Source organism: Haloferula helveola (genome assembly GCF_037076345.1).
GTDB lineage: Bacteria > Verrucomicrobiota > Verrucomicrobiia > Verrucomicrobiales > Akkermansiaceae > Haloferula > Haloferula helveola.
On the sequence record NZ_AP024702.1, the window covers coordinates 254921 to 276749 of the forward strand.

A 21829-nucleotide genomic window follows, 5' to 3' on the forward strand; every position below is an offset into this window, starting at 1 on the left:
ATGACCGATTGCGCCCGATTCGAGTCGTTTACCAGCCGCCGCCAGTTCCTCTCACGGACCGGTCTCGGCCTCGGTGCGCTCGCGCTCTCCCAGCTTGAAGCGAATGCCGCGAGCCTCGGCAGCGCGCACCACAAGCCGAAGGCCAAGCGCATCATCTACCTCTTCCAATCCGGCGGACCGCCGCAGCACGAACTGCTGGACCCGAAGCCGCTGCTCGACGAGCGCTTCGACGAGGACCTGCCCGCATCGGTGCGCGGCAACCAGCGCATCACCGGAATGGTCAGCGGCCAGAGCCGTCTCGGCCTGCAGCCGAGCCTCTACGGCTTCACGCCATCCGGCTCCAGCGGGTTGCAGATCGGCGACCTTCTTCCGCACACGCAGAAGATCGCCGACGACCTCTGCATGGTCCGATCGATGCACACCGAGGCGATCAACCACGATCCGGCGATCACCTTCCTCCAAACCGGTAGCCAGCAACCCGGCCGGCCGAGCTTCGGCGCCTGGCTCGACTACGGTCTGGGCAGTAGCAACAGCAACTTGCCGAGCTTCGTGGTGATGACCAGCGTTCCGGGCGAAGGCGCGGCGGGCCAAGGACTGCTCGCCCGGCTCTGGGGCGCCGGTTTCCTGCCGAGCAAGCATCAGGGAGTGCTTCTCAGGGGAGGCCAGGACCCGGTCCTCTACCTCGGCAACCCGTCGGGCATGACCCGCGCGCGGCGGCGTCGGATGCTCGACAGCCTGCAGGAACTGAACCGCCAGCAGTTCGCATCCCAAGGCGACCCGGAGACCGAAGCACGCATCGCCCAGTACGAGATGGCCTTCCGAATGCAGGCCTCGGTGCCGGAACTGACCGACCTCGACAGCGAACCCGAGAGCACCTGGAAGCTCTACGGGGAGGACGCCAAGAAACCCGGAACCTTTGCCCGCAACTGCCTGCTCGCACGCCGGCTCGCCGAGCGAGGTGTGAATTTCATCCAGCTCTACCACCGCGGCTGGGACGTTCACGGTGGCCTGACCAAGAAGCTACCGATGCTTGCCCGGGAGACCGACCAGGCCTCCGCCGCGCTCGTCACCGACCTGAAACAACGCGGCCTGCTTGAGGACACCATCGTCATCTGGGGCGGCGAATTCGGCCGCACCTGCTATGCGCAAGGTCCGGCGCGACGTGACGCCTACGGCCGCGACCACCACGGCCGCTGCTTTTCCCTATGGATGGCAGGCGGCGGGTTCAAGCCGGGTTTCGAGTATGGAAAGACCGACGAGTTCGGGTTCAACATCACCGAGAACCCGGTCCACGTACACGACCTCCACGCCACGCTGATGCACCAGTTGGGCATCGATCACGAACGCCTGACCTACCGGTTCCAAGGCCGGCAGTACCGATTGACCGATGTCCACGGCCACGTGGTGAAGGATCTGCTCGCCTGATACGAGTTCTGCCGATCAAGCGGTCCCCTCCCGAAGACGATCTACGGAACCGCCAAGTCGCCAAGACCGCCAAGCAAGGCAACACCATCCGTCTTGGCGTCCTTGGCGACTTGGCGGTGAATCCAACCGAGTCAGAATCTATGCCGAGAAAGGTCACAGATCCGAACCGGATCACTTTCGTCCCGGCTTGCCCTTTACGACCTCGAGAACGGCAGCGGACTTCAACTCACTGCTGAGTTCTTCCGCGCGCTTCTCGATCTCCGAGACTTTGGCAGGTTCGTCGCTACTCCGGTCCACGACCTCACCCGGATCTTCGTCCAGTTGGAAGAGCATCGGGGGATTCTCACCCTCCTTCCCGAGCCCTTCGGCATAAGCCGCCGCCTTCTCCAACTGTTCCTTTGTGCCGAGTGAAGTTCCCATACCGCTGACCGCATCGAAGCTGTCGAAGAACAGCTTCCAATCGCCGACGACCAACGCTCTCGGTTCCGGCGACATGCCCTGCCAGTGGAGCAACTCGTTCCTGGGATGCTTGCCGTCCGATCCGCGGAGCGTCGCCCTGACATCCACTCCATCGATCACCGGCTTCCCGCTACTCTTCGATTTCCAGTCGATCCCGCAGGCAGCGCAGAGCGTCGGCAGCATGTCGATGGCGCTCACCAACGCGTCGCTCTCGCCGCCTTCCTTCACCACTCCGGGCCAGCGCATCACGAAGGGCACACGTGTCCCACCTTCCAAGGCACTCCACTTGGCCCCTCGAAACGGGAAAGCTGTGGATTGCTCGCCCTTCTGCGGCCCGTTGTCCGACGTGAAAACCACGATCGTCCGCTGGTCGATCTTCAGCTCCTCGAGAACCGCCAGCAACTCCCCGATCCGATGGTCCATCTCTTCGACCACGTCGCCATACTTCCCGAAGGACGACTTGCCCTTCCACTCAGGATGCGGCTCGACCGGGAAGTGCGGAGCCGAATACGGGAGGTAGAGGAAAAACGGGCTCTCGGCATGTTCGCGGACGAACCGGATCGCGGCGTCGGTGAACTTCTCGGTCAGCAGACGGTTCTCGAAGGGGTCCTCGAGGACTTCGTCCGCGCTCATCAGCTTCTTCGTCTGATTGTTGCTATGCGAGATGTAGTAAGTCTCGTCAAAACCCTGACCGTGGGGACGGGTAGCCGGCTCATTGCCGAGGTGCCACTTGCCGGAGATCCCGGTGGCGTAGCCCTCGGAGCGGAAGATCTCCGCGATGGTCAACGCCTCGGGATTCATCCCGTCATTGAATCCCATCTTGTAACCCATCACCCCCTGGGTCCATCCGAGCCGGACCGGATAGGCACCGGTCATCAGGGCCATGCGCGACGGCGTGCAGACCGAAGCTCCCGAGTGGAAGTTCGTCAGCCGGATACCCTCCTTCGCCAAACCGTCGATGACCGGCGTCTTTATCGAAGGATGGCCGTAGCAGCTGAGATCCCGGTAGCCGAGGTCATCGGCCATGATCAGGATCACGTTGGGCTTTTCCGCCAATGCGGGCGCTGCGAGTAAAGCGAGGGCAATGAGTCTCGAAAACATGGCAGCTCGCGTCTCAGAGTTTGCCCCAGACCCGCTCCATTACGGCGAAGACCTTCGGGTCGTGCTTCCGGAGTTCGGCCGCGACGAAGGGAAAGAAATCGTTGCGGTACAGATAGGCCTCGGTGGCCTCGGCGAAGTACTCCTTGTGATCGGTCGCTGCGTAGTGCCGGACTTCCCTGCCGGTGTGCAGCATCACCTTTTCATAGGTGCCGTCCTTCATCGCCTGCTTGTAGCACTTCAGAATTTCCGGCTCTTCGAAGCCCAGGATCTGGTGATGGTAGGCGTGGGCCAGCTCGTGAAGGATCACCGCGGGGTGCTTGAGCATCTGCTGCCGTGAAAGGAGCGATGCGGCACGCGGAATGTGCACCTTCTTCGAAAGCTTCGGATCATACCCCTTCCCCTCGAGCCAGCCAGCCGACGGATGATACTGCATGGATCCCAGCTCCGGATGCTGGTGCTCGATCCAGATCTCACAGGTGCGCATCTTCCCGAGCGGTTCCTCAGGCAGAAGGATCGCGATGCGTTGCAAATGGTTCGCCAGCATCTTGAGCGCCTTCCCGCCCTCTTCGGCATGCTCGCCTTCCGCAAGCAGCGCCGGATCCACGTGAACCGTCCAGCCTTCGATATTCTTCTCCACCGGCTCGATCCAGCCGATCTTCGTGGGGGCGCCTCCGGCCGCCGGAGCAAGCGCAGCGAAAGCCACCGAGGCGGCCGCGGTTGTGAGAATTCTACGAATCAGGTTCATCATTGGTTCTTGGATTCACCGCGTCATTCGAGGTCGAAAATCGAATTGTGAAGCAGACGCTTCACCTCGGTGCCGTCGGCCCCTTTCAGCGACATGTCGATCGACATCCCCCAGGTCGGAGCCAGATCGGGCACAGTGAGGGTGACAGTCTTGCCGTCGTCCGATAGAGACGCCTTTTCGACCGCCAAAGTCCGCTCGTTGTAGTGCTTCGAGCCATATTGCTTCGAGCGTTTGAGATCCCATGCGCGTAGCACCCACGACGAGGAATCCTCGCTCGACTCACGGTCGAGGGGATCGGTGAACGTGATCGTCACGGTTGCCGGGTCGGTGGTCAGACCGACCGGCTGATACGCCGGCCCACCCGTGTAGCGGATCCGGTAGAACCCGCCGGGCTGATGACGGTTGCCTGCCCAGGCAAACATCCCGCAGGCGTAGAGCTGCCCGTCCTTCGGACTGAAACGGCCGCGCATCACGCCAGTCGGGAACGGCTCGATCGGAAAAGCACACATGCCGCCCTGAACCGAACCTCCCACTTTCTCGAACGGGACGGTGTAGATCTTCCCGGCTCCATAGGAGAGATTGAGCAACGAACCATGCAGCGGCTTCCACGCCGAATCCTCCGGCACCCAGAGCAGCTCCGCCGGAGACCGGTCGAAGGCGTTGGTGATCCAGCAAAGCGGTTGACGCATCGCCGAGTCGGATTCGTCGGTCACGTCGTGGTAGCCCCACATGTTGCCGTAGAACTCGCCCGCTCCGGTCCCGTCGACCCAGTTGATCCGGTTCTTCGGATTCCAGTGCCCTTCCTGGTCGGTGACCATGAAACTGCCATCCGGATTGAGACACACCCCGTTCGCCGCCCGGAAGCCGGTGGCGAGGATCGAGGTCTCAGACCCGTCGGCGCTGACCTTCAGCAAGGTCCCGTGGTGGGGCACCACCGGAGTCTTCGCGTGACGGGCTGACTTCGCGTAGTAGAAGTTGCCGTCATCATCCGTCTGCAGCCCCATGGCGAATTCATGGAAGTGCTCGGTGACCTGATGATCGCTGTTGAAGTTCTCGATGTAGTCGGTTTCACGATCCCCGTTCAGATCGCGCAGGATCGCGATCATGTCCCGGCAGCCGACGTAAATCTCGCCATCCACGATCTTCAGTCCGAGCGGCTGGAACAGCCCCGAACAAATCCGCTGCCACGTGAGTTCGCCCTCGGCCTGATCGATTCCGTCCACGATCCAGACGTCGCCATTCCAAGTGCAGACCGCGGCGCTCTTCCCACCTTCGAAGAAATCGAATCCGCTTGCCCGCATCCACGATTGCCACGGGTTCTTGTCCGGCTCCGGAAGACTGATGACATCGACCGCCCAAGCCCCTTCCGGTTTGCCGGGTTCCATCAGCGTCGTCACCCGGCCTTCGAAGCGTTTCGCCACCGCCTTCTCCTTGAACAGCGATTCTTCGGAATCGAAGAAGACCTCCGCCTTTCCTTCGCTGTAGCGAATCCCGAATGCCACAGGTTTCTCTCGCGGCTCGACGACATGCTCCTGCTCGGCATCGATGCGCAGCTTCAAAAGCTTCTTCCCGGGCCCGCATTCGATCCAGCGCTCGAAGGCACCATCGTCGGACAATCTCGGACGCTCGCGGACCTCGGTCTCCCCCACGGTGTAGCGCAAGAGCGGCTGATCTCCGTGAATCTCGATTCCCTTCAGGCGCACCCACTCCGTCGGTAGCGGTCCATAGCGCACTCCGTCGCGTCCGGTGATTCGTAGATCCGCATAGTCGCCCGTTTCCGGATTCGCCCACATCGGTTCGTTGGGGAACACAAACTGCTTTTCGCCGACAATGCTGGTATGCGTGCCGTGGGAGCCGTCGAACGCGATTCCCTTCCAGTCCACGAACCTGTCGCCGGTCCAGCATGCGGCGAGACGCATCGTGTCGTGGTCGTAGAGCATCCACGCACGCCCCTTCGACACCCCGCCCGGTCCGTCATCGACGCGCACCACGATGCCCTTCTGGGCGATGTTGTCGGGCTCGACCTGCAAGGTCCACTGGAGGACGTTCCCGAAATCCTGCAGGAGATACTGCGGCAGCTTTTTCTCCGCCTGCTTTTCCTTCCGCAGGCTCATGCCGCGGGGAAGCTTGGCGAGGTAGGCTTCATCAACGGAAACGAACTGATCCGCGTTCCGATCCTTCAGGAAGGTCTCACGCAGGTAGTGAATGACGTCGTACTTCTGCGCCGTCGTGTACTGCGGCTGCGGCACCATCTGCCCGTATCCCTTCTCAAGCGTCTGAAGCATCCGATACGGGTCCGTGCCATTGTGAAGGTCGTTCAGATGGAACCTTGGGGCGGTCGGCAACGAACCCGCCGCCTCGAGCGTGCCGTGACAGGTCACACACAGCTGGTTGTAGATCTCGCCGCCCCGCTTGAGGCTCGCCTCGTCCCATCCGGCCACAAACCCGGCATGATCGGACATCGCCAATGGCTGGACAAAAGCCTCCCGCAAAACGAATCCGTCGCCCGCCTCAAGGATCGGTCGAACCGCATAGCCGGGCACCGCACCGAATTCAACAAGCTCACCTCCTCCGTCGGACCCCGGACTCCAGTTGAAGTCAGGAGTGTTCACCGACGCCTCGTTGCCATTCGAAAGACTGGCGATCTCCTTTTCGTCGAGGGCACGACGCCAGAAACGCACTGTCGAGATGGAACCGCCGAAGGCGCCCCCGAAATCCGAAGCCGCCTCACCGATCTTCATCACCGACTTGTCGGGATCGGGAGCGGTAAAGTCCGGCTTGGAGGCATCGAGGCGACCGTCGACAAAGATCTTCAGCGCCCCCCCGTCGGAGACGAGGACGGCGACGTGCTCCTTGTCCGCACTTAGCTTCCGCTTTCCACGGACGGCACCCTTCCACCCGAGGTCGTAGGTGAGTCGATCGCCCTTGATGAACAGAGCCTTGGCATCCGCCACCCACTTTCCTTCGGGCATCGCCTTCGCGATCAGGGTGCCACCGCTTCCCTCGGTCCGGAACCGAACCATCGCCGTGAAGTCACGATCGAACCGGAGTTCCTCCGATGAGGTCTTCGCATCCACCACGGTCGAGGGTGACCCGGATCCGGCGCCTGTCTCTCCGGAGACCATCTTCCCGTTCTGCCAAACCCTCATCCGGGCCGGCGCACCGGGGATATGCTCAAAGGCGACATCGACTGTTTGGCCGCTACCGGCGGGCAGATCGACCACCTCATCTTCCCCGAATTGCAAACGTGCGTCCGCGCCTTCCTTGGCATCGTAGCGGAGGACGAGCCGGAAGTTGGCGAACGCCTCCTCCGATGTCACTTTGCCCGGCGCGCGGAATTCCGAAAACACCGACAACAGCGTGTTCTCGAGCGGGACCGAGGTCGCGGGTGGTTTCTCCTCGGCAAACGCCGGAACGGCAAGAATCGCCGAACCGGCGATGGAAAAGGCTACGAGTTTCATTCGGCGGAAGCGGAGGCCATCGGTTCAACGGCGGGCGCGGCCTTCCCGCACCCCTTGCATCCGCCGGAAGCGAGTTCGCCGGCAATGCGCTTCGAGGTCGGACTTACCGAGAGCCCGCCGAGCGCGGTGCAGCAGTGCTCGCGAGGCATTGCGTGGGCCACCGAGTTCATCGCCAGAATCACTTCATCGAGCGGCACCAGATGCTGATAGCCTGCGAGCGCCATGTTCGCGCAGGCGAGCGCATTGGTCGCGGCCATCACGTTGCGACCGAGGCACGGCGCTTCGACCCGGTTCGCCACCGGATCGCAAATCATGCCGAGGCTGTTCTGAAGGGCCAGCGAGGCGGCGGCGATCGATGTCTCCGAGTCACCCCCGGCGAGATAGACCATCGCGGCCGCGGCCATGGCCGAACCCGATCCGCATTCCGCCATGCAGCCGCCCTCCTCGGCGGCAAAGGTCGCGTCGCGCGCGATGAACACGCCGATGAGCCCGGCGATGAAGAGCGCGCGGAGCACCTTCTCCTCGTCGGCGCCGACCGCATCCGCCACGGCAAGAACCGCTCCGGGCATCGCGCCGCAGGATCCCGCGGTGGGCGCCGCGACGATTACCCCCATCGAAGACTTCACCTCCATGATGGCGGAGACGTAGCGGATGATCCGGTTGTTGACGTCGGCCGGCACCAACCGGCCTTCCTCCTCGGCCTTTGTGAAGCCCGGCGACTGCGATGGAAGGATCCGGTCGGCATACTCGGTACCCGAAAGCCCGGTCTTCACCGCGTTGCGCATGACTTCGGAAATGAGCCGCATCCGGTCGACTGCTTCGGACTCGTCCACCCCGCCGCGGGCCGCTTCATAGCGGATCGCAAAACTGGCTATGTCCCCGCCGGAGAAACCGTCGATCGCGCGCATCGCGGCACAGGTCTCAAACGGCACTTCGAGGTTCTTCCGCGAAAGGATGGGCAGCACCGCCTTGAGCACGCGGACCCTGCTGGCTCCGAGCGCTTCGGCTAGACCATCGATGTCAGGGAGATCATCACGACTGCGGAGAACCAGAAGCCCTCCGTCCGGACCGGAGTGCCATTCCACCTTCTCCGCTTCCCGGGAAGCGGGATGCGACTCCCAAGCCGCGGCTTCCGGTTCGCCGGCGAGCCACAGCAAGGTCAGATCCAGGTCGCCTGCCCCGGCCAACGGGATTCGATCGATCGCCACCAGTTCGATCATTCCTCCACCGGTCGAGATCGCGTCGAGATGATCGACCCGGCCGCTCTCACCGATCAGTTCCAGCCGGTAGAAATTCGGATGGGGCGCGTCGAACGACTCATAACGGACATCGACCTCGATCCCCGCCGCATCAAGGGCCTCGGGGTAGGTTGGCAGGCGTTCGTCTTCGGGCGGCCAGCCGAGCAACCCGCTGTAGAGCCCGAGATCGGTCCCCTGGTCACGGTGGGTCGTCACCAAAGACCCGTTCGGATCGTAGCGGACAATCACCTTCCGCAACGGCTCACCCAGAAGGTCGCGCGCCAGGCGACCGATCCGGTTCGCCGCGGCACTGTGCGAACTGCTCGGACCCCGCATCACGGGACCGAGCACGTCATTGAAAATACTCGGAGGAAGGGACATTTGAAGACAGTTGCTGGTGTTCGGGGAGAAGCACAGGATCCTAGCGGTTTACCGCCGATCCAACGAGAATCTTAATGCAGTTTGCGGCCAAGATCCTCCAATTTCCGGTTCTCCGGCGCCTGCGGGCGCGCGAACTCGCGGACGGCCAGCCTACAGAGAAGGCAGGGTCAGGCTCTCATAGTCCACCCGGTTGAAATTCGCATCCCAATTGAAGATGCACAATTCGCGGCGGGTGGAGTAGAGCGCTACGGTCGAGGCGGTGATCATGGACCATTCCTCCCTAGTCGGATGGAAATAGCTGAGCCGGATCGGCAGGCTGGCCGATCTCTCGGATCCGAGCGGGTTATGGCTCCTGAGCTTTCCGGGCTCGACCACGAACTTCGATTTCCCCAATTCGATCCCGATCCTGAAGTTGGTCATGTTCAGGAACATGCTCTCACCGCCCTTGTAGGCGTCGAGGTCCAGCACCTGGGTCTTGAACAGCAGACCTTGTGGATTCTCCGCCATGGGCATGAGGATCACCACAGCTTTGGAGACGGACTCGGGGACGCTGGCTTGGGCGAGTGTCTGATACTGGGGAGTCTCCGCAGCCGCGGCATTCTCCACTTGGCGGACAATGCGCAGAATGCCGTCGGCCGGAACCTTTACGGAGTCGCTGGGAGAGAACTTCGAGAGCAGCACCTCGCTCACTTCCTTGCCGGCCAGAACGGTCACCGGGTTCTCGAACCCCTCGGGCAAACTGGTGAAGACAAACGACGCCACCCGGCCCCGTGGAGCGCGTTCTTCACTGCCGGTCTCGGCCTCCTGTGCAACAAGGCCGACAGCGGTTCCGAGAGAGAGAACGAGGGACAATAGCGGAATTTTCATAGGGAATGCGGGGGCCGGACCGGCTCAGACTTCATCCGGATGGAGCCAACGGAATCCTTCAATCACGAACTTCCGTCCATATTTGCGGTTGGTGTCCGAGAGCGCGTCATTGTCCCTGAAGGCACCATCGGTGCTCATCAAACGGACTGGCTCGGAGGCGTCATTGGTGGGATCGGCGTATTCGGGCACACGCTGGACAATGGCCTCGCACCACGCACGTGCGGCGACGCTGCCATCGGAATCGAGCGCCTCGCCATAAGCACGGATGCGGAAGGTGTCGTCGCGGACCGACAGCGTGTTGGCGATCGGCTTGAGCAGGTCGGACTGGATCACGTAGCCGGGAACGCCGGCCAGGCGCGATCCCTCGATCGCCTGAGGAGTGCTGAAACTGCTCCTTCCGACATCCGAGGCCGAGATCATCAACGCCGGAGAGTTCTTGAACCGGTAGTTGATGGAAGACGATTCGGGTGAATCGTCGTCGTAGTCGATAGCGCTCTGCAGCGCCCCCATCAGGCCGAGTTCATCATTGGACAAACGGCGGTTGATGAACTCCGAGAAGTTGAGGAACGGGCCACGCTGCTTCACCTGCTTGACGCACTCCTCGGCCAGCTTCCTGAGTTGCTCGTCATCGAGGAAACGGACGCCGGACCAGCCGCTCGATCCATCGGGCATCACAACGCCCCGCCCGGCATCGTCCATCTCCTTGTCGGAGACTTCCGTGTTGAAGCGGGTCACGACGATATGGCCATCTGGCGCCTCGATCTCTCCAAGTTGTCCCGAGCGGTCACGATAGACCGCCTTCCGCTCGCGGATGCCGGCGAACACGGCGTGCCATGCATCGACGGAAGTGCTGTTGACGTTGAACATGCCGTCGACCACGAGATGTTCGGCAGCCTTGAGATAGCCATCCGCGGCCTGAAGTTCGGTTTCGACTTCAGCAGCGGTCTTCCCGCCGTCGTTGTAGCGGTATCGGGAGTTGCCGATCTCTTCATTGGCAACCAGGCGGCCGATGTTTTCCTTCAGACTGAGCGCCGAGCTGGCCCCGGGGCGGTTCTGATCAGCCAGCGACGACACGAAGTAGTCGTCCCACAGCGCGTCATTGAGAAGAAAGACATGATCCCAGTAGTCGCAGTAGGCCTGGGTATCGACCTCTTCGGTCACGTCAGGATTGGTCCGGTCGATGACATCCCGGCTCACCGAGTTGTTGATGAACCGGTAGACATCCGACCTCGGCAGCATCGGATGCATGAAGGAATTGCCGATGCCCGGGCCGGTGACGCCGCTCTGGTAGGCGACGCGCTTGCTTTCGGACGAGTAGAGCGAGCACTTCGCCACACTGCTGCCGTTTCCGGTGAACTGCTGGGGCTTGAGCTGGAGTGGATCCGAGGCGCTCAGGCCGCGCTTCAGATACTGGTTGGGACGCACCCAGCCGGGGTTGATCCGCATGCCGGCGAAGCCCGCGAGACTGCCGACCGGTGCGGTAGGCAGTTCCAGAAGCGCTGCCGAGGTTACCTGCTCGTAGGCCGGCGCCCCGGAACCGAGGAACGCCTTGTCGCCGATCTGCCCGATGATCTTGCTGATCCCGAAAGTCGTGGTGGGGCCGAAGTTCACGATGTACGGGCAGTCCACCCGCTGCGTGTGGGCGATCGAGTCGTCGAGGGACATGTACATCCCGCTTCCGAAATAGAACGGCGGCGCCTGGATCCAGTTCCGGCAACGCCAATCCCTTTCCCAATCGATGCTGGGGTAATCGAACTCGAACACCCCCTTGATCGCCATTTGCGTGTAAGCCACGATCTTCGGGAAGCCATCGAACTCCCACAACGCGAGGTTGCTCTCACCGGGAGGGGTGATCGGGGTGTTGGTCTGATCCCTCCGGTGGGGACTGCGCTGGAGCCAGTCGTTCGAATACGTCATGGGCAACTTGCCCGATCCACCCGACAGCGACGACTCAAGGAACATCGCGCCCGGAGTGTTTCCGACATTCACTCCTCCACCCCACTGGGCGCAGGAGAACTCGTAGGAGACCCCCGGTTTCTCGGACGGAGAGAATGTGGTGGTCTTGTTGTTCCCGCTACCGACGGTCCACGTGCGCTCGTCGCCCGCAACCACGCTCGGGTCGAATCCCGGGACGAGGTCGACCTCAAGCCCGCCTCCCGTGGAGCTGTCGATCGTGGACCGCATGGAAAAGACCTTCAATTCACCAGGTTCGAAAACGATGTCACCACGACCCGAACTCTTCAGCCGGCCCGTGAAGTTCTTGGCTTCGGCATATCCGTTCTTGGCCTTGAACTGTCCGTTCAGATGGAAGGCCATGTTGGTGGGCCACATCCGGTAGGCCTTGCACGAAATCGTCATCTGGCCGGACGGCACGACCATCTGGGTGTTGTAGGGATTCCAGAACGTGAAGACGGGACTGTAGTACTGGCGGCAATAATACTTCCCTCTCTCAGCCGGCTTGGCCACCAGGCTGTAGACCAAGGTGAGCTTCGCCAAGACCGGCGCCCGCCAATAGTGGTTCGATCCGTCCCACCGCGGATTCGTCTGCTGCATCGACGTCGATGTCGCGTAGTCGGTGGAGGGCTTGGCCCTTGACCACTGCAGCGATCCGGCAACGCCCTGTTCTGTCGGGGTAGCATCACTCGAATCGCGGTACATTCGGTAGAAGTGCCGCATGTTGGTCCACGACTGGAAGTGGCGGTTGGGAATCACGGCCTCCTTGGCCGCCAGCTCCTCGCTCATCGGCCGGATCGAAGGCTCCTGGACATCCGAGCGCGAGTTGAAGCGGTAAGGTTCGGGCAAGCGTGAAGCGTCCTGCTCGAACAACAGGCTGAGATCTTTCTTGAGATGGCCCGTCCTCACACTGGCCAAAACCCCCTCGCTGTGCGCGGTGAGATCGAAGAAGCTCTCCTTCACCTCGTCTTCGCCGACAGAAGCGGGAATCATCGTCTGGGTGGACACCAGCTTGTCGGAAAGGCCGGGCTCGTCATCAAGTGCCTCAAACCCGGGCAGGGCGCCGACACCCACCTCGGCCGTGCCGCCATGAGCGACTTCCCATCCATCGGCACTCAGGTCGCGGGGCCGATGGGCGAGGTTGACCTTCGCCTTGTGATTCTCGGGACCGATCCACCATGCCTGGCGGCCGGTATCTCCTACCGGAACGAGATAGGCCCGGGTCACCCGGTCAGGCTCCGTGTCCGCCCGGTCCCCAAGGCTGCCGGCACCAACCATAATCACCGACTCATCGGGATCCAAACTGCCGGCCGCCAGGGGAGCGTCGGCATCTTCCGCCATGTCATTGGGAAGCGACAGCAACCAGCGTCGGAACATCGGTTCGCGGCCCTTGGCGTAGGTATCCTGAATGGTGAGCGATCCCGATCCGTCTGGCGGCGAGTAAGTGTCGTTCAGCCAGCCGCCCCATGAATCGTAGCTCGCGAGCCAACGGGACTGCGAAACCCCTTCGATCTCCTCGGTCTCCTCATTCGAGTCGAGCAGGGCCGACTCGGCACTCACGCGCATGTCGGGCCCCATCTCCCGCTGCAATTGACCGATCGCGATCGACAGCGCCATCCGCGCATTTGCTTTTGCCTCTGCCATGTTCTGGGCGGAGGACGACGAGCGCAGCGTGACGACCGAAAGCGACAGCATTCCGACCACCAGCAGCGACAGAAGCAGCATCAACGAAACCGTGACGATCAACGCGAACCCGCGAGGGCCCCGAAGAGTCAAACGGCGCAGGAAACGTTCCTTGGTTCGTCTCACGGCGAAAATTTCCCACGACTACTCCCTAAGTAAACCGAAGGGTTACGCCATGGGACCCAATCCGCCACCAATATGCGTATTTCAGACGCTCAAATACGCCACCATACCCCTTTAGGGTCAGGTTAACCGCACTCGCCGGACTCGGCAAAGTCACATCACCGCCAGCATCCGCACCTTGAGCGACTCGTATCCGTTCCGCCGTTCGTATTCGGCTTCCCTTTCGATTTTGGGCATCGCCTCCAGGACGTCGATCGCGGTGACCCGGTCACACAATGCGGCAACCAGCGACCGCAGCACCAGCCGCGCATGAAACGCTCCGAGGCAGAAATGGTTGCCAACACCGTAGGCAACATGCGGGTTCGGTTTGCGATCGAGTTGAACCTCATGCGGTGATTCGAAAACCTCGCTGTCGAAATTCGCGGACGCCCAGCACAAGGCGACCCGATGACCCGCGGCGACCTCCTCACCGTGGACATTCGTCCCGACCGGACACACACGGCCGATGTGGGTCAACGGCGTCATCACCCGAACGAACTCCTCGACCGCCAGCACGATTTTCTTCGGCTCCCCGCGCAACTGCCCGAGTGCCTCGGGATGATCGCCAAAATAAGCGACGATTCCGGCGATCGAGTTGATGATCGTGTCGCGCCCTCCGGCAAAGGCGAGGTTGGCGTAGCCCATCATCTCTTCACGGGTCAGCCTCCGCCCCCGGAAGGTTGCCTGCGTGAGCGCGCTGAAGAAATCCTCTCCTGGCTCTTCCTCTGCCCGATCGAACTGGCCGGAGATGTAGTCCTCCAGCACCTGTCCCTTCTTTCCCCCATCCCCTTCGCGGAAAACGTGAGTGCCCCACCCGATCCAGATATCCGCCTCGCTCTCCGGCACGTTGAGCAGATGGGTCAGCGCCTGCGATTGGATCGGCAATGCGAAGTCATGGACGATCTCGATACTCTCGCGATCCAGCGCTCGATCGATAAAGCCGCCGATCAGCTTGCGCACGGGATCGGCAACTTCCGGCTTCAGCGCCCGACGGAAGAACGGCTCGACGATGGCCCGGTAGTCGGCGTGATCCGGCGGATCCGTCTCAATCGGAAGCTGCCGCATGCGGCGCATGTCTTCTTCCGAGGGAATCGGCACGCGGAAAGGCGCATCCGAGCTGAAGATCTCCCAGTCCTTCGCCGCTTCCCTCAGGTCGGCATGGCGGAGGATCATCGGAATCCTCTCGCCGTCGAAGTCGTTCGCCATCACGCCGTCCGACTCGCGCAGCGACCGGAACGGATCGTGGGGGCAGAAAGAGTTCATTCCGCCTTCTTGATCTCCTTGATGCGGACGTTGCGATACCAGACCCGCTTGGCCTCGTCCTGGAAGCCGATGAAGCCCTCGGCGGGCCGGTCCTTGAGGCCGGTTTTGCTGAGGTCGAGATCGATGATGGCCTCGCCGTTGAGTTCGACGTCGAGCTGGCTGCCGATCAGGGAAATCCGGTAATGGTTCCACTCCCCCGCCGGCTTGACCATGTTCTTGGATGGCCCCTGCGTCTTGATCACTCCGCCGCAGTCATGGTGTCCGACATTCTCCTTGCCGAAGGTGTCGAGAATCTGGACCTCGAAGCCGGTATCGACCGGGCTCATCGGGTCGGCGACCCTCATGAACACTCCGGAATTCCCGGTGTTCTCGAACTTGAAATCGAGCTCGAGCACGAAGTCGCCGTACTTCCGCTCGGTCATGATGTAGTCGCCGAAGCGCTTCCATCCGGTCTCGCCCGGACGAGGCTTGAGAGTCAGGATATTCCCTTCCTCGATCATCCAGCTCCCGGTGGTCTTCCAACCGGTCAGATCCTTGCCGTTGAACATCTCGACGAATCCACCGGTCTCTTCCTCTTCGGAAAGCGCGGCAGGCACGACTGCGGCAAGGCCGGCAACTGCAACGGAAAGCAGGCGGAGCAGGCTTCGGCTTCTCATGATTTGCTGCGGCTTCATTGGGATGGTCGGATGGGTAATGTCATTCGCCGGGGATGGCGCGCAAAGTAAAGTATCCCTCGAGCGATTTCCACGCGGGGGGATCCCCGAAAAGCGAGTCGGCGCCCGCAAGCTGGACATGGTAGTTCCGGTCGACCCACTTGTCGCCTTCACCGAATCCTTCGAAGGAAATCACGAGCGACTTGCGGTCATCCGAAAGGGCGACACCGGTGATCTTCTCACTGCGCTTGTCGCGTTCCGGAGATCCGTAGTCCGGCAGGTTTGTGTAGAACCAAGACTCCGCCTTCAGCGCCTTCGTCAGATCCTCTTCCGACACGCCCGCGCCGAGCGGCCGCGTGAACGAAACCTTCAAACCGGTCGGCGCCGAGTGGATCGCTTCGATGTCCGCAGGAAGCGTCTTCCCGTCGTAGACGACCTGCTGCAAGGCTGCCTGTTGACCGCCACGCGCACCCCAGCCACGGCCGGTCTGGCCGATGATCAGGCTGCCGTCGGGAAGGAAAACCGGACGCATCAGACCCGAAGCGAGACCCTTTCCGAACGGAATCACGCAACCCTGATCCTGACCGTCGACCTGCTCCGTCACCACCCGCATCAGCTGCGAGAGCGTCTGATCGCCAATGAACATCTGCCCACCGAACGGACCGAACTTGCCATCGGTCAGATCCCACGCCGGGCTTCCCGGAGAATTGGCCATCTTGCCGTGAGGCAGCCAAACCGCTCCCTTCCGCAGCTTGTCCTTCCAGGAATCGTAATCGAGACCCTCCGCCTCAGGCTTCATGCCCGGCAAGTCGATCAGGCCGGAAATGTGCCCGTAGAACTTGCCCTTTTCGAGCGGGACGACCTTCGAGGATCCGACGTATTCACCCTGATTCTCGGCATACCAGATGCGGCCGTCGGGCGCGACACCGATCCCCGCCGGGCTACGCAAGCCCATCGCGTAGGTCTCGAACTTCCCTTCAGGCGTCACCCGGCATGCCCAACCGCGGTAGCCGCCCATCGATCCCATGAACTTGCCGCCGGCCCGCCAGGACACGCGCGGCGCGTCGTGGTCGTGCGACAGATTCAGCAGGAAGTAGTAGTTGCCGTCGGCATCGCAGACGGGACCATGCGTGTATTCGTGATAATTACCATGGAAGCCGTAGTCATCGCAGACGGTCTCGAACGACTCGGCCCGACCGTCGCCATCGGCATCACTGATGCGCGTCAACTCCGGCTTCTGCGCGATCACGATCACATCACCCTTGTCGTCCTCGATGACGACCCCGAGCGCCTCATAGATGCCTTCGGCGAAGAGCGACCACTTGCCGTCGCGGATCCGCCACACCCCGGCGGCGCGCGTCGCGAGCACGATCGTGCCGTCCTTCGCCACCGCGATACCGGTTGGCTCGAACAATTGTTCCCGACCGAGCAGGTCGAGCGGCGAGATCCAATCCTTCAGCGTGTAACCGGCAGGCAGTTCGAGCGGGCGCCGCGCCTTCTTGGCCGGCTCGATCACCAGCGACTGCGGCGACCAGTCCTCTTTCCGATCGGCGGTCTCGCGAGCCACGATGCCGCCCGGCAGTTGACCGGTCAGCACGAACGGCCCCTTGCCTCCGGCGGGCAACACCCACACTCCGTCCTCAAGGGCACCACCTTCCACCGTGATCGACGACAGGCCGCTGTCACCCACATTGAAACTCTGCTCCGTCTTCAGATCACCACCGAGCGAGATCGCCACCTGGCCGGCATCGCTGATCGAGACCGCTTCGGAAATCACGTTTGATCCCACCCGGAACTCGAAGGTTGGCTGACCGGTTGCCGGGTCGAGTTGGTGACCGAGAAACTCGGCATCAATTGCCGCCAATTTGTCGGCGAACTCCAGCCCGTCCCACAGCAAGCGCTCGATGGCCTCGTAGTCGTGTGCGTCCGGCTCCTTGAACTCGAAATCGATCACCTTGCCGTCCTTCGACAGCGGTGCGAGGACCGCCGGCCCTTCAAGATAGGTCTGCGCCTTCCAACCCTCGGACGAAAGCCCGCGACCCCGGTTGGTCCGTTCCTCCTTGAGATTCAGATAGCCGCCCGTCCAGACCCGCCGGACCGACAGCATCCGCGGATCGAAAGTGTAACTCATTCCGTTCGGCTGCCCGACATGCAGTGCCCGGGCGCTGGTGCCCTTGAGCGGCGCGCGCATCACCCGGATCCGGTCGGCCACGACCTCCTCGCCGGGAATCTTCAGGATGTCGGTCGGCTCGGGAGCTTTCTTCCTTTTGACCATCACCTTGGCCGGGCCCGACTGACCCTTGTCAGCGAGCGTCCTCAGATAATGCCAGAGCGCCTCGCCATCATCCTTGGAGATCAGCTCCTCGACATACATCGGCATCAGCGGTTGGTAGGTGGTACCTTTGGTCGGTCCCTTCTCCGAAATCGCGAGCGCATCCCACGACTTCCGCAGCGAGTTGTCGAAGTAGGCCTTGTCCGCCTTCACCGTCGTCTTCTTGCCACCGACAACCACCTCGCGATCCCGCGGTTCGCTGAGAAAGAGCCCGTAGAGATTCGGACCGGATTTCAGAGAGAGGTCACCCTTCTCGACGGTGTGGCATTCCGCGCACCCGACGGATTCGAACACCTTCTTGCCTTCGGCGACCGCATCCACTTCCTCGTGCTGCGCCATCGCCCAACCGGCACCCAGCACCGGAGCCATCATCCAACCTGCGAGTTTCATCATTCGATCCATCCTTGATTGATTCATTCACCTTCAGCCGCCTCCGGCGTCTCCGCATCCGGCGCCTTCTCTTCGGCCTCCTCCTCGAACTTCGGCTTGAGCCGGAGAATCACCTTGGTGTCCAGCGGAGGCAGATGGGTCGGGTCAACTTCCCAGACCAACGAACCGTTGTCCTTGGCGTGGACTCCCGGGAGGCAGAGGAGCTCGTCACCGAAGGTTGAAATGGAGATCACATTGCCGCTCTGGTCGCAGAGATACTGAGGCGGCGCGTCGCCCTCCTTGTAGAGATGGGATCCGGCAAAGAGAAAGCTGTGGGTCGGGAACTTGACCTGCTCAGCACCCTCGCCTCCGTCGTCGACCACATCCTCCGGACCACGGCTGATGAACTCGTTCACCGGGTGCTCCTTCATCTCTCCCTTCTCATCCTTGAAGACAAGATACACCTCGATCTCCTGTCCCCGTGGAGCAATGTCCACCCAGTGGCCGTCGATGCCACCGACCCGCTTCTGGATCGCCGGGTTGCCGGGCTTCGCACCAAGGAGGAGCAGGGCGGCGTGGATGTGCGACGGCTTCGCTTCCACCGCGACAATCGATTCGTGTTCCTTCGTCTGCTTGGTACAGGCAAGGAGCTCGAGGAAGCCTTCGCGCAGGCAGACCGTCGCATCGACATCGACCTGCCGCCCCGCCACATCGATCTCCAATCCGGGAAGCTTCAGTTCCTTCGCCGCCTTGGCGGCATCCCCGGCATCCTTGGTTCGCGGCTCGGTCTCTTCGGCGGCGATCCAGCCAATTGAAACCGTGAGCCCCACAGCGAGCGTTGAGACGAACCTGACGATGGACCGGAACGGGCCGGCCGGCTGCTTCCGCAAGAGGAGTTCGAAAATCATCAGGATCGGGAATCTATGGGGCTCGGTGATGGACTCCGCCATCTTCCGATTCCCCGGAGCCTACCGAACGCAAGGTCGTGCCGCCAACTTACTTCCAGCGAGATATTTGAAACGCTTATTCCCGCATTTCACTCGCGGATTGCCGAAGACCGGAGCGCTACCCTGGTCGCAGCTCCGCCGAGCATTCCGCGCGGCAAGAATCCGCCCCCCACGCCAGCCACCGTTACCGACGCACAAATCCCCCCTTTTTCGCGAATTCCTGCCGTTCATTTGCGCCAGTTGCGGTGTGCAGCCTTGCGGCCTAAGATGTTGAGCAGCCAAATCGTCCCACTCATAGGATCGCGCTTCCCCGTTCTCAAACCCCGGCGCGTTCCGATTCCCGTTCCCTCATGAGCCTTCACGCCCAACTCAGCCCCGAAGCCCGCGCCCGGCTGGCCGCCCAGCGTCGCGCCTCCACGATCTCGTCGATCGCCATCTCCCTGCTGCTGATCGTCCTCATCGGCTTGGTGCTCGCCTTCATTTTCCTCCCGCCCCTGCTCAAGGAGACTCCCACGATCGTGAGCTACTCGGCTTCGGTGGATGACAACCAGGAGCTGGAGACCAAAAAGATGACCAACAGCGTGGAGCGGAAGCCTTCCGCCCCATCGTCATCGATGGCGAAGGTTATCGCCGCCAACACGACTTCCCCGACCGCGGTTCCCGTTCCGGACATCGACGTGCCCGAGCCATCGACCGACTTCGGCAATGGCGATGATTTCGGCGACGGCTGGGGTTCCGGCGGCGACGGTGGTGGCGGTGGCGGCTTCGGCAACATCCCGGCTACCATGAGTAAGCGTTGCTCGAAGGAAGACCGGATGCAGCGACTGCTTGAGAACGGCGGCAACGAGCAATGCGAAGAGGCGGTCGTGAATGCCCTGCGCTGGCTCCAATCCACCCAAGCCCAGGACGGCAGCTGGACCGGCAGCAACAAGGGCGCGATGACCGGTTTCGCGCTGCTTGCCTTCCTCGGCCACTGCGAGACTCCGGTCTCCGAAGAGTTCGGCGAGACCGTCACCGACGCGATCATTTACCTTGTCGACCTCGGCATGAAAAACGACGGCCGTCTGGCAACCGCCGACGTCAAGAGCCACCATTGGGTCTACGAGCACGGCATCGCCACCTATGCGCTCGCCGAGGCCTACACCTTCTGCCACCAGCTCAAGATCAACATCCCGAACCTCGGTGAAGTGACCCGCAAAGCCGGCGATATGATTATCAAGGGCCAAGGCGACCGCGGAGGCTGGGTTTACGGCTACGCTGGCGGAAACGGCGGCGACAACTCGGTTGGCTTCTGGCAAATCCAGGCCCTCAAGGCGTGCAAGCATACCGGCCTATGGGACAGCGGCGCCTTCAAAAAGGTTTCACGCAAGGCTCTCGACTGGCTCTCGGAAGTGCAGGGCTCCAATGGAGCGATCGGCTACCGCGGCAATCCCGGTCAAAGTCCGGGCCTGACCGGCGGCGGCGTGCTGGCATTCCAGATGTGGGACGAGGGCAAGTCGAAGGAAGCCCGGGCCGGCATCAAGTATATCAAGGAGTCGGCCAAGTTCGATTGGAACGATGACTCGTCGAATCTCTACTACCACTACTACAACGCCCAAGCCATGATCAACTATGGCGGTGTCGCGTGGAAGGAATATAACGACATGTTCCGCGACACGCTGCTTGAGAAGCAAGGCGCTGACGGATCATGGAACCGGGGCCGCAAGATCAAGCACGGCGCGGTCAACGTGCACATGAGCACCTGCCTCGCCACCTTCATGCTTGAGGTCTACTACCGCTTCCTGCCGGCCACCGGCGCGGGCGTGAAGTAAATCCCAGCCAAAGCACGGGAGCGACTCGCTCACTCCTCCCCCACCCCCGCCTTCGCCCTTTCGATCACGAAGGCGGCCATCTTCTCGGACTGGAACCAGCCCTTCCACATGTCGTGACCTCCCTCCTTCACGACCTCGAGCTCGATCGGGCCACCGAGCGCACGATAGCGCTTCGCTAACTCACCCGAGTTCGCCTCCAGCGGAACCGTGCGATCCTTGTCTCCGTGGAGGTGCAGGATCGGAACCTTGGCCTTCGCCAACGGCTCCAGCCGATCGATCGGATTGTGCTTGGCCAGCTCCGCCTCCAGCGCCTCCGGTGACAGCCCGTAGGCCCCGGCGGCCTTCGCCACACCCGGATAGCTGGCGATGTTGCACACCGGATAGATTCCGGCGACACCCGCGACCTTCTCGGGATGCTCGGTGGCCCACGAGTAGAGCATCAGGCCACCACGACTTCTCGCGAGCAGGCATGGCTTCTCCGCGAAGCCCCTCTCCGAAACGAGATAGACCCGGAACTCCTCGAAGATTTTCCTGCCCTCAGGACTGCCATACGATTCGCCCACATCGACCCCGGCGATCGCCACGCCTGCTTTCAGGAAACGCTCGAAGAGCCAATTCTCCGCGCTCCCGGGTAGACGGGGCAGGGTCGGCGCATACCAAACCCATGGCTTTCCTTTCGCGGCGGTTTCGGGAGCGATGACGAAAGCCTCGTGTCCGTCGAAGAGGATCGACTCGCCTTCCATCGGCAGCTTCTTGGTTCCTACTTCGATCCGGTGCGTGGACTCATCGGCATGGGCCACCGGGGAGAAAGCAAACGCAATGATCGGAGCGGCGAGGTGACAGAGCGTGCGAAACATCGTAAGTTTGAAGTTCTCCTTCCCCACGCCCGCCAACAATCCCACAACCCCTCGCATTTGCGTTTATCGCTCGCCGATCCACGCCCGCTCGGTATCGAACACGCGAAGTTGCCCGATCGGCA

The 21829-nt window shown here is 62.0% G+C and carries 13 protein-coding genes; 2 read left to right on the plus strand and 11 right to left on the minus strand.

What is annotated here, in order from left to right; all coding sequences use genetic code 11:
* A complete protein-coding gene (locus tag HAHE_RS00850) occupies nucleotides 1-1425 on the plus strand; it encodes a DUF1501 domain-containing protein (RefSeq protein ID WP_425511006.1) in 1425 nt (474 codons plus the stop codon).
* 171 nt (nucleotides 1426-1596) lie between these two features.
* On the opposite strand, the gene HAHE_RS00855 is transcribed toward HAHE_RS00850, so the two are convergent.
* From HAHE_RS00855 to HAHE_RS00900, 10 genes are all read right to left on the minus strand, one after another.
* Entirely contained in the window at nucleotides 1597-2985 is a 1389-nt protein-coding gene (locus HAHE_RS00855; RefSeq protein ID WP_338687700.1) for a sulfatase-like hydrolase/transferase, read from the minus strand.
* A 13-nt stretch (nucleotides 2986-2998) separates the two neighbouring features.
* Entirely contained in the window at nucleotides 2999-3733 is a 735-nt protein-coding gene (locus HAHE_RS00860; RefSeq protein WP_338687702.1) for a hypothetical protein, read from the minus strand.
* 20 nt (nucleotides 3734-3753) lie between these two features.
* The gene (locus HAHE_RS00865; protein ID WP_338687703.1) at nucleotides 3754-7191 is read right to left on the minus strand and encodes a DUF6797 domain-containing protein; all 3438 of its coding nucleotides are present in this window, start codon (nucleotides 7189-7191) and stop codon (nucleotides 3754-3756) included.
* On the minus strand, nucleotides 7188-8810 hold the full coding sequence (locus tag HAHE_RS00870) for an L-serine ammonia-lyase, iron-sulfur-dependent, subunit alpha (protein ID WP_338687704.1): 1623 nt from the start codon (nucleotides 8808-8810) through the stop codon (nucleotides 7188-7190). The genes HAHE_RS00865 and HAHE_RS00870 overlap by 4 nt, the downstream gene beginning before the upstream one ends.
* A gap of 150 nt (nucleotides 8811-8960) precedes the next feature.
* The gene (locus tag HAHE_RS00875) at nucleotides 8961-9677 is read right to left on the minus strand and encodes a hypothetical protein (protein WP_338687705.1); all 717 of its coding nucleotides are present in this window, start codon (nucleotides 9675-9677) and stop codon (nucleotides 8961-8963) included.
* Between the two features lie 24 nt (nucleotides 9678-9701).
* Nucleotides 9702-13439, minus strand: coding sequence for a hypothetical protein (locus tag HAHE_RS00880; protein ID WP_338687706.1), 3738 nt, complete (start codon nucleotides 13437-13439; stop codon nucleotides 9702-9704).
* Between the two features lie 150 nt (nucleotides 13440-13589).
* Entirely contained in the window at nucleotides 13590-14738 is a 1149-nt protein-coding gene (locus HAHE_RS00885) for a cytochrome P450 (RefSeq protein ID WP_338687707.1), read from the minus strand.
* A complete protein-coding gene (locus HAHE_RS00890; protein ID WP_338687708.1) occupies nucleotides 14735-15394 on the minus strand; it encodes a DUF1080 domain-containing protein in 660 nt (219 codons plus the stop codon). Before HAHE_RS00890 ends, HAHE_RS00885 begins: the two co-directional genes overlap by 4 nt.
* 40 nt (nucleotides 15395-15434) lie before the next feature.
* On the minus strand, nucleotides 15435-18116 hold the full coding sequence (locus HAHE_RS00895; RefSeq protein WP_338687711.1) for a c-type cytochrome: 2682 nt from the start codon (nucleotides 18114-18116) through the stop codon (nucleotides 15435-15437).
* Nucleotides 18117-18136: 20 nt separating this feature from the next.
* On the minus strand, nucleotides 18137-19000 hold the full coding sequence (locus HAHE_RS00900; protein ID WP_338687714.1) for a YdjY domain-containing protein: 864 nt from the start codon (nucleotides 18998-19000) through the stop codon (nucleotides 18137-18139).
* 389 nt (nucleotides 19001-19389) lie between these two features.
* On the opposite strand from HAHE_RS00900, the gene HAHE_RS00905 reads away from it, so the two are divergent.
* A complete protein-coding gene (locus HAHE_RS00905) occupies nucleotides 19390-20850 on the plus strand; it encodes a prenyltransferase/squalene oxidase repeat-containing protein (RefSeq protein WP_338687717.1) in 1461 nt (486 codons plus the stop codon).
* Between the two features lie 29 nt (nucleotides 20851-20879).
* On the opposite strand, the gene HAHE_RS00910 is transcribed toward HAHE_RS00905, so the two are convergent.
* Nucleotides 20880-21707, minus strand: a complete 828-nt coding sequence (locus tag HAHE_RS00910) for an alpha/beta hydrolase family protein (RefSeq protein ID WP_338687720.1) — start codon at nucleotides 21705-21707, stop codon at nucleotides 20880-20882.
* Nucleotides 21708-21829 lie beyond the last annotated feature (122 nt).

What these genes read in the sequence shown, in the direction of transcription:
- HAHE_RS00885 (WP_338687707.1), bottom strand. Translation starts at nt 14,738, where the DNA reads ATGAACTCTTTCTGCCCCCACGATCCGTTCCGGTCGCTGCGCGAGTCG.
- HAHE_RS00860 (WP_338687702.1), bottom strand. Translation starts at nt 3,733, where the DNA reads ATGATGAACCTGATTCGTAGAATTCTCACAACCGCGGCCGCCTCGGTG.
- HAHE_RS00890 (WP_338687708.1), bottom strand. Translation starts at nt 15,394, where the DNA reads ATGAGAAGCCGAAGCCTGCTCCGCCTGCTTTCCGTTGCAGTTGCCGGC.
- HAHE_RS00850 (WP_425511006.1), top strand. Translation starts at nt 1, where the DNA reads ATGACCGATTGCGCCCGATTCGAGTCGTTTACCAGCCGCCGCCAGTTC.
- HAHE_RS00900 (WP_338687714.1), bottom strand. Translation starts at nt 19,000, where the DNA reads ATGATTTTCGAACTCCTCTTGCGGAAGCAGCCGGCCGGCCCGTTCCGG.
- HAHE_RS00895 (WP_338687711.1), bottom strand. Translation starts at nt 18,116, where the DNA reads ATGATGAAACTCGCAGGTTGGATGATGGCTCCGGTGCTGGGTGCCGGT.
- HAHE_RS00855 (WP_338687700.1), bottom strand. Translation starts at nt 2,985, where the DNA reads ATGTTTTCGAGACTCATTGCCCTCGCTTTACTCGCAGCGCCCGCATTG.
- HAHE_RS00870 (WP_338687704.1), bottom strand. Translation starts at nt 8,810, where the DNA reads ATGTCCCTTCCTCCGAGTATTTTCAATGACGTGCTCGGTCCCGTGATG.
- HAHE_RS00910 (WP_338687720.1), bottom strand. Translation starts at nt 21,707, where the DNA reads ATGTTTCGCACGCTCTGTCACCTCGCCGCTCCGATCATTGCGTTTGCT.
- HAHE_RS00865 (WP_338687703.1), bottom strand. Translation starts at nt 7,191, where the DNA reads ATGAAACTCGTAGCCTTTTCCATCGCCGGTTCGGCGATTCTTGCCGTT.
- HAHE_RS00905 (WP_338687717.1), top strand. Translation starts at nt 19,390, where the DNA reads ATGAGCCTTCACGCCCAACTCAGCCCCGAAGCCCGCGCCCGGCTGGCC.
- HAHE_RS00875 (WP_338687705.1), bottom strand. Translation starts at nt 9,677, where the DNA reads ATGAAAATTCCGCTATTGTCCCTCGTTCTCTCTCTCGGAACCGCTGTC.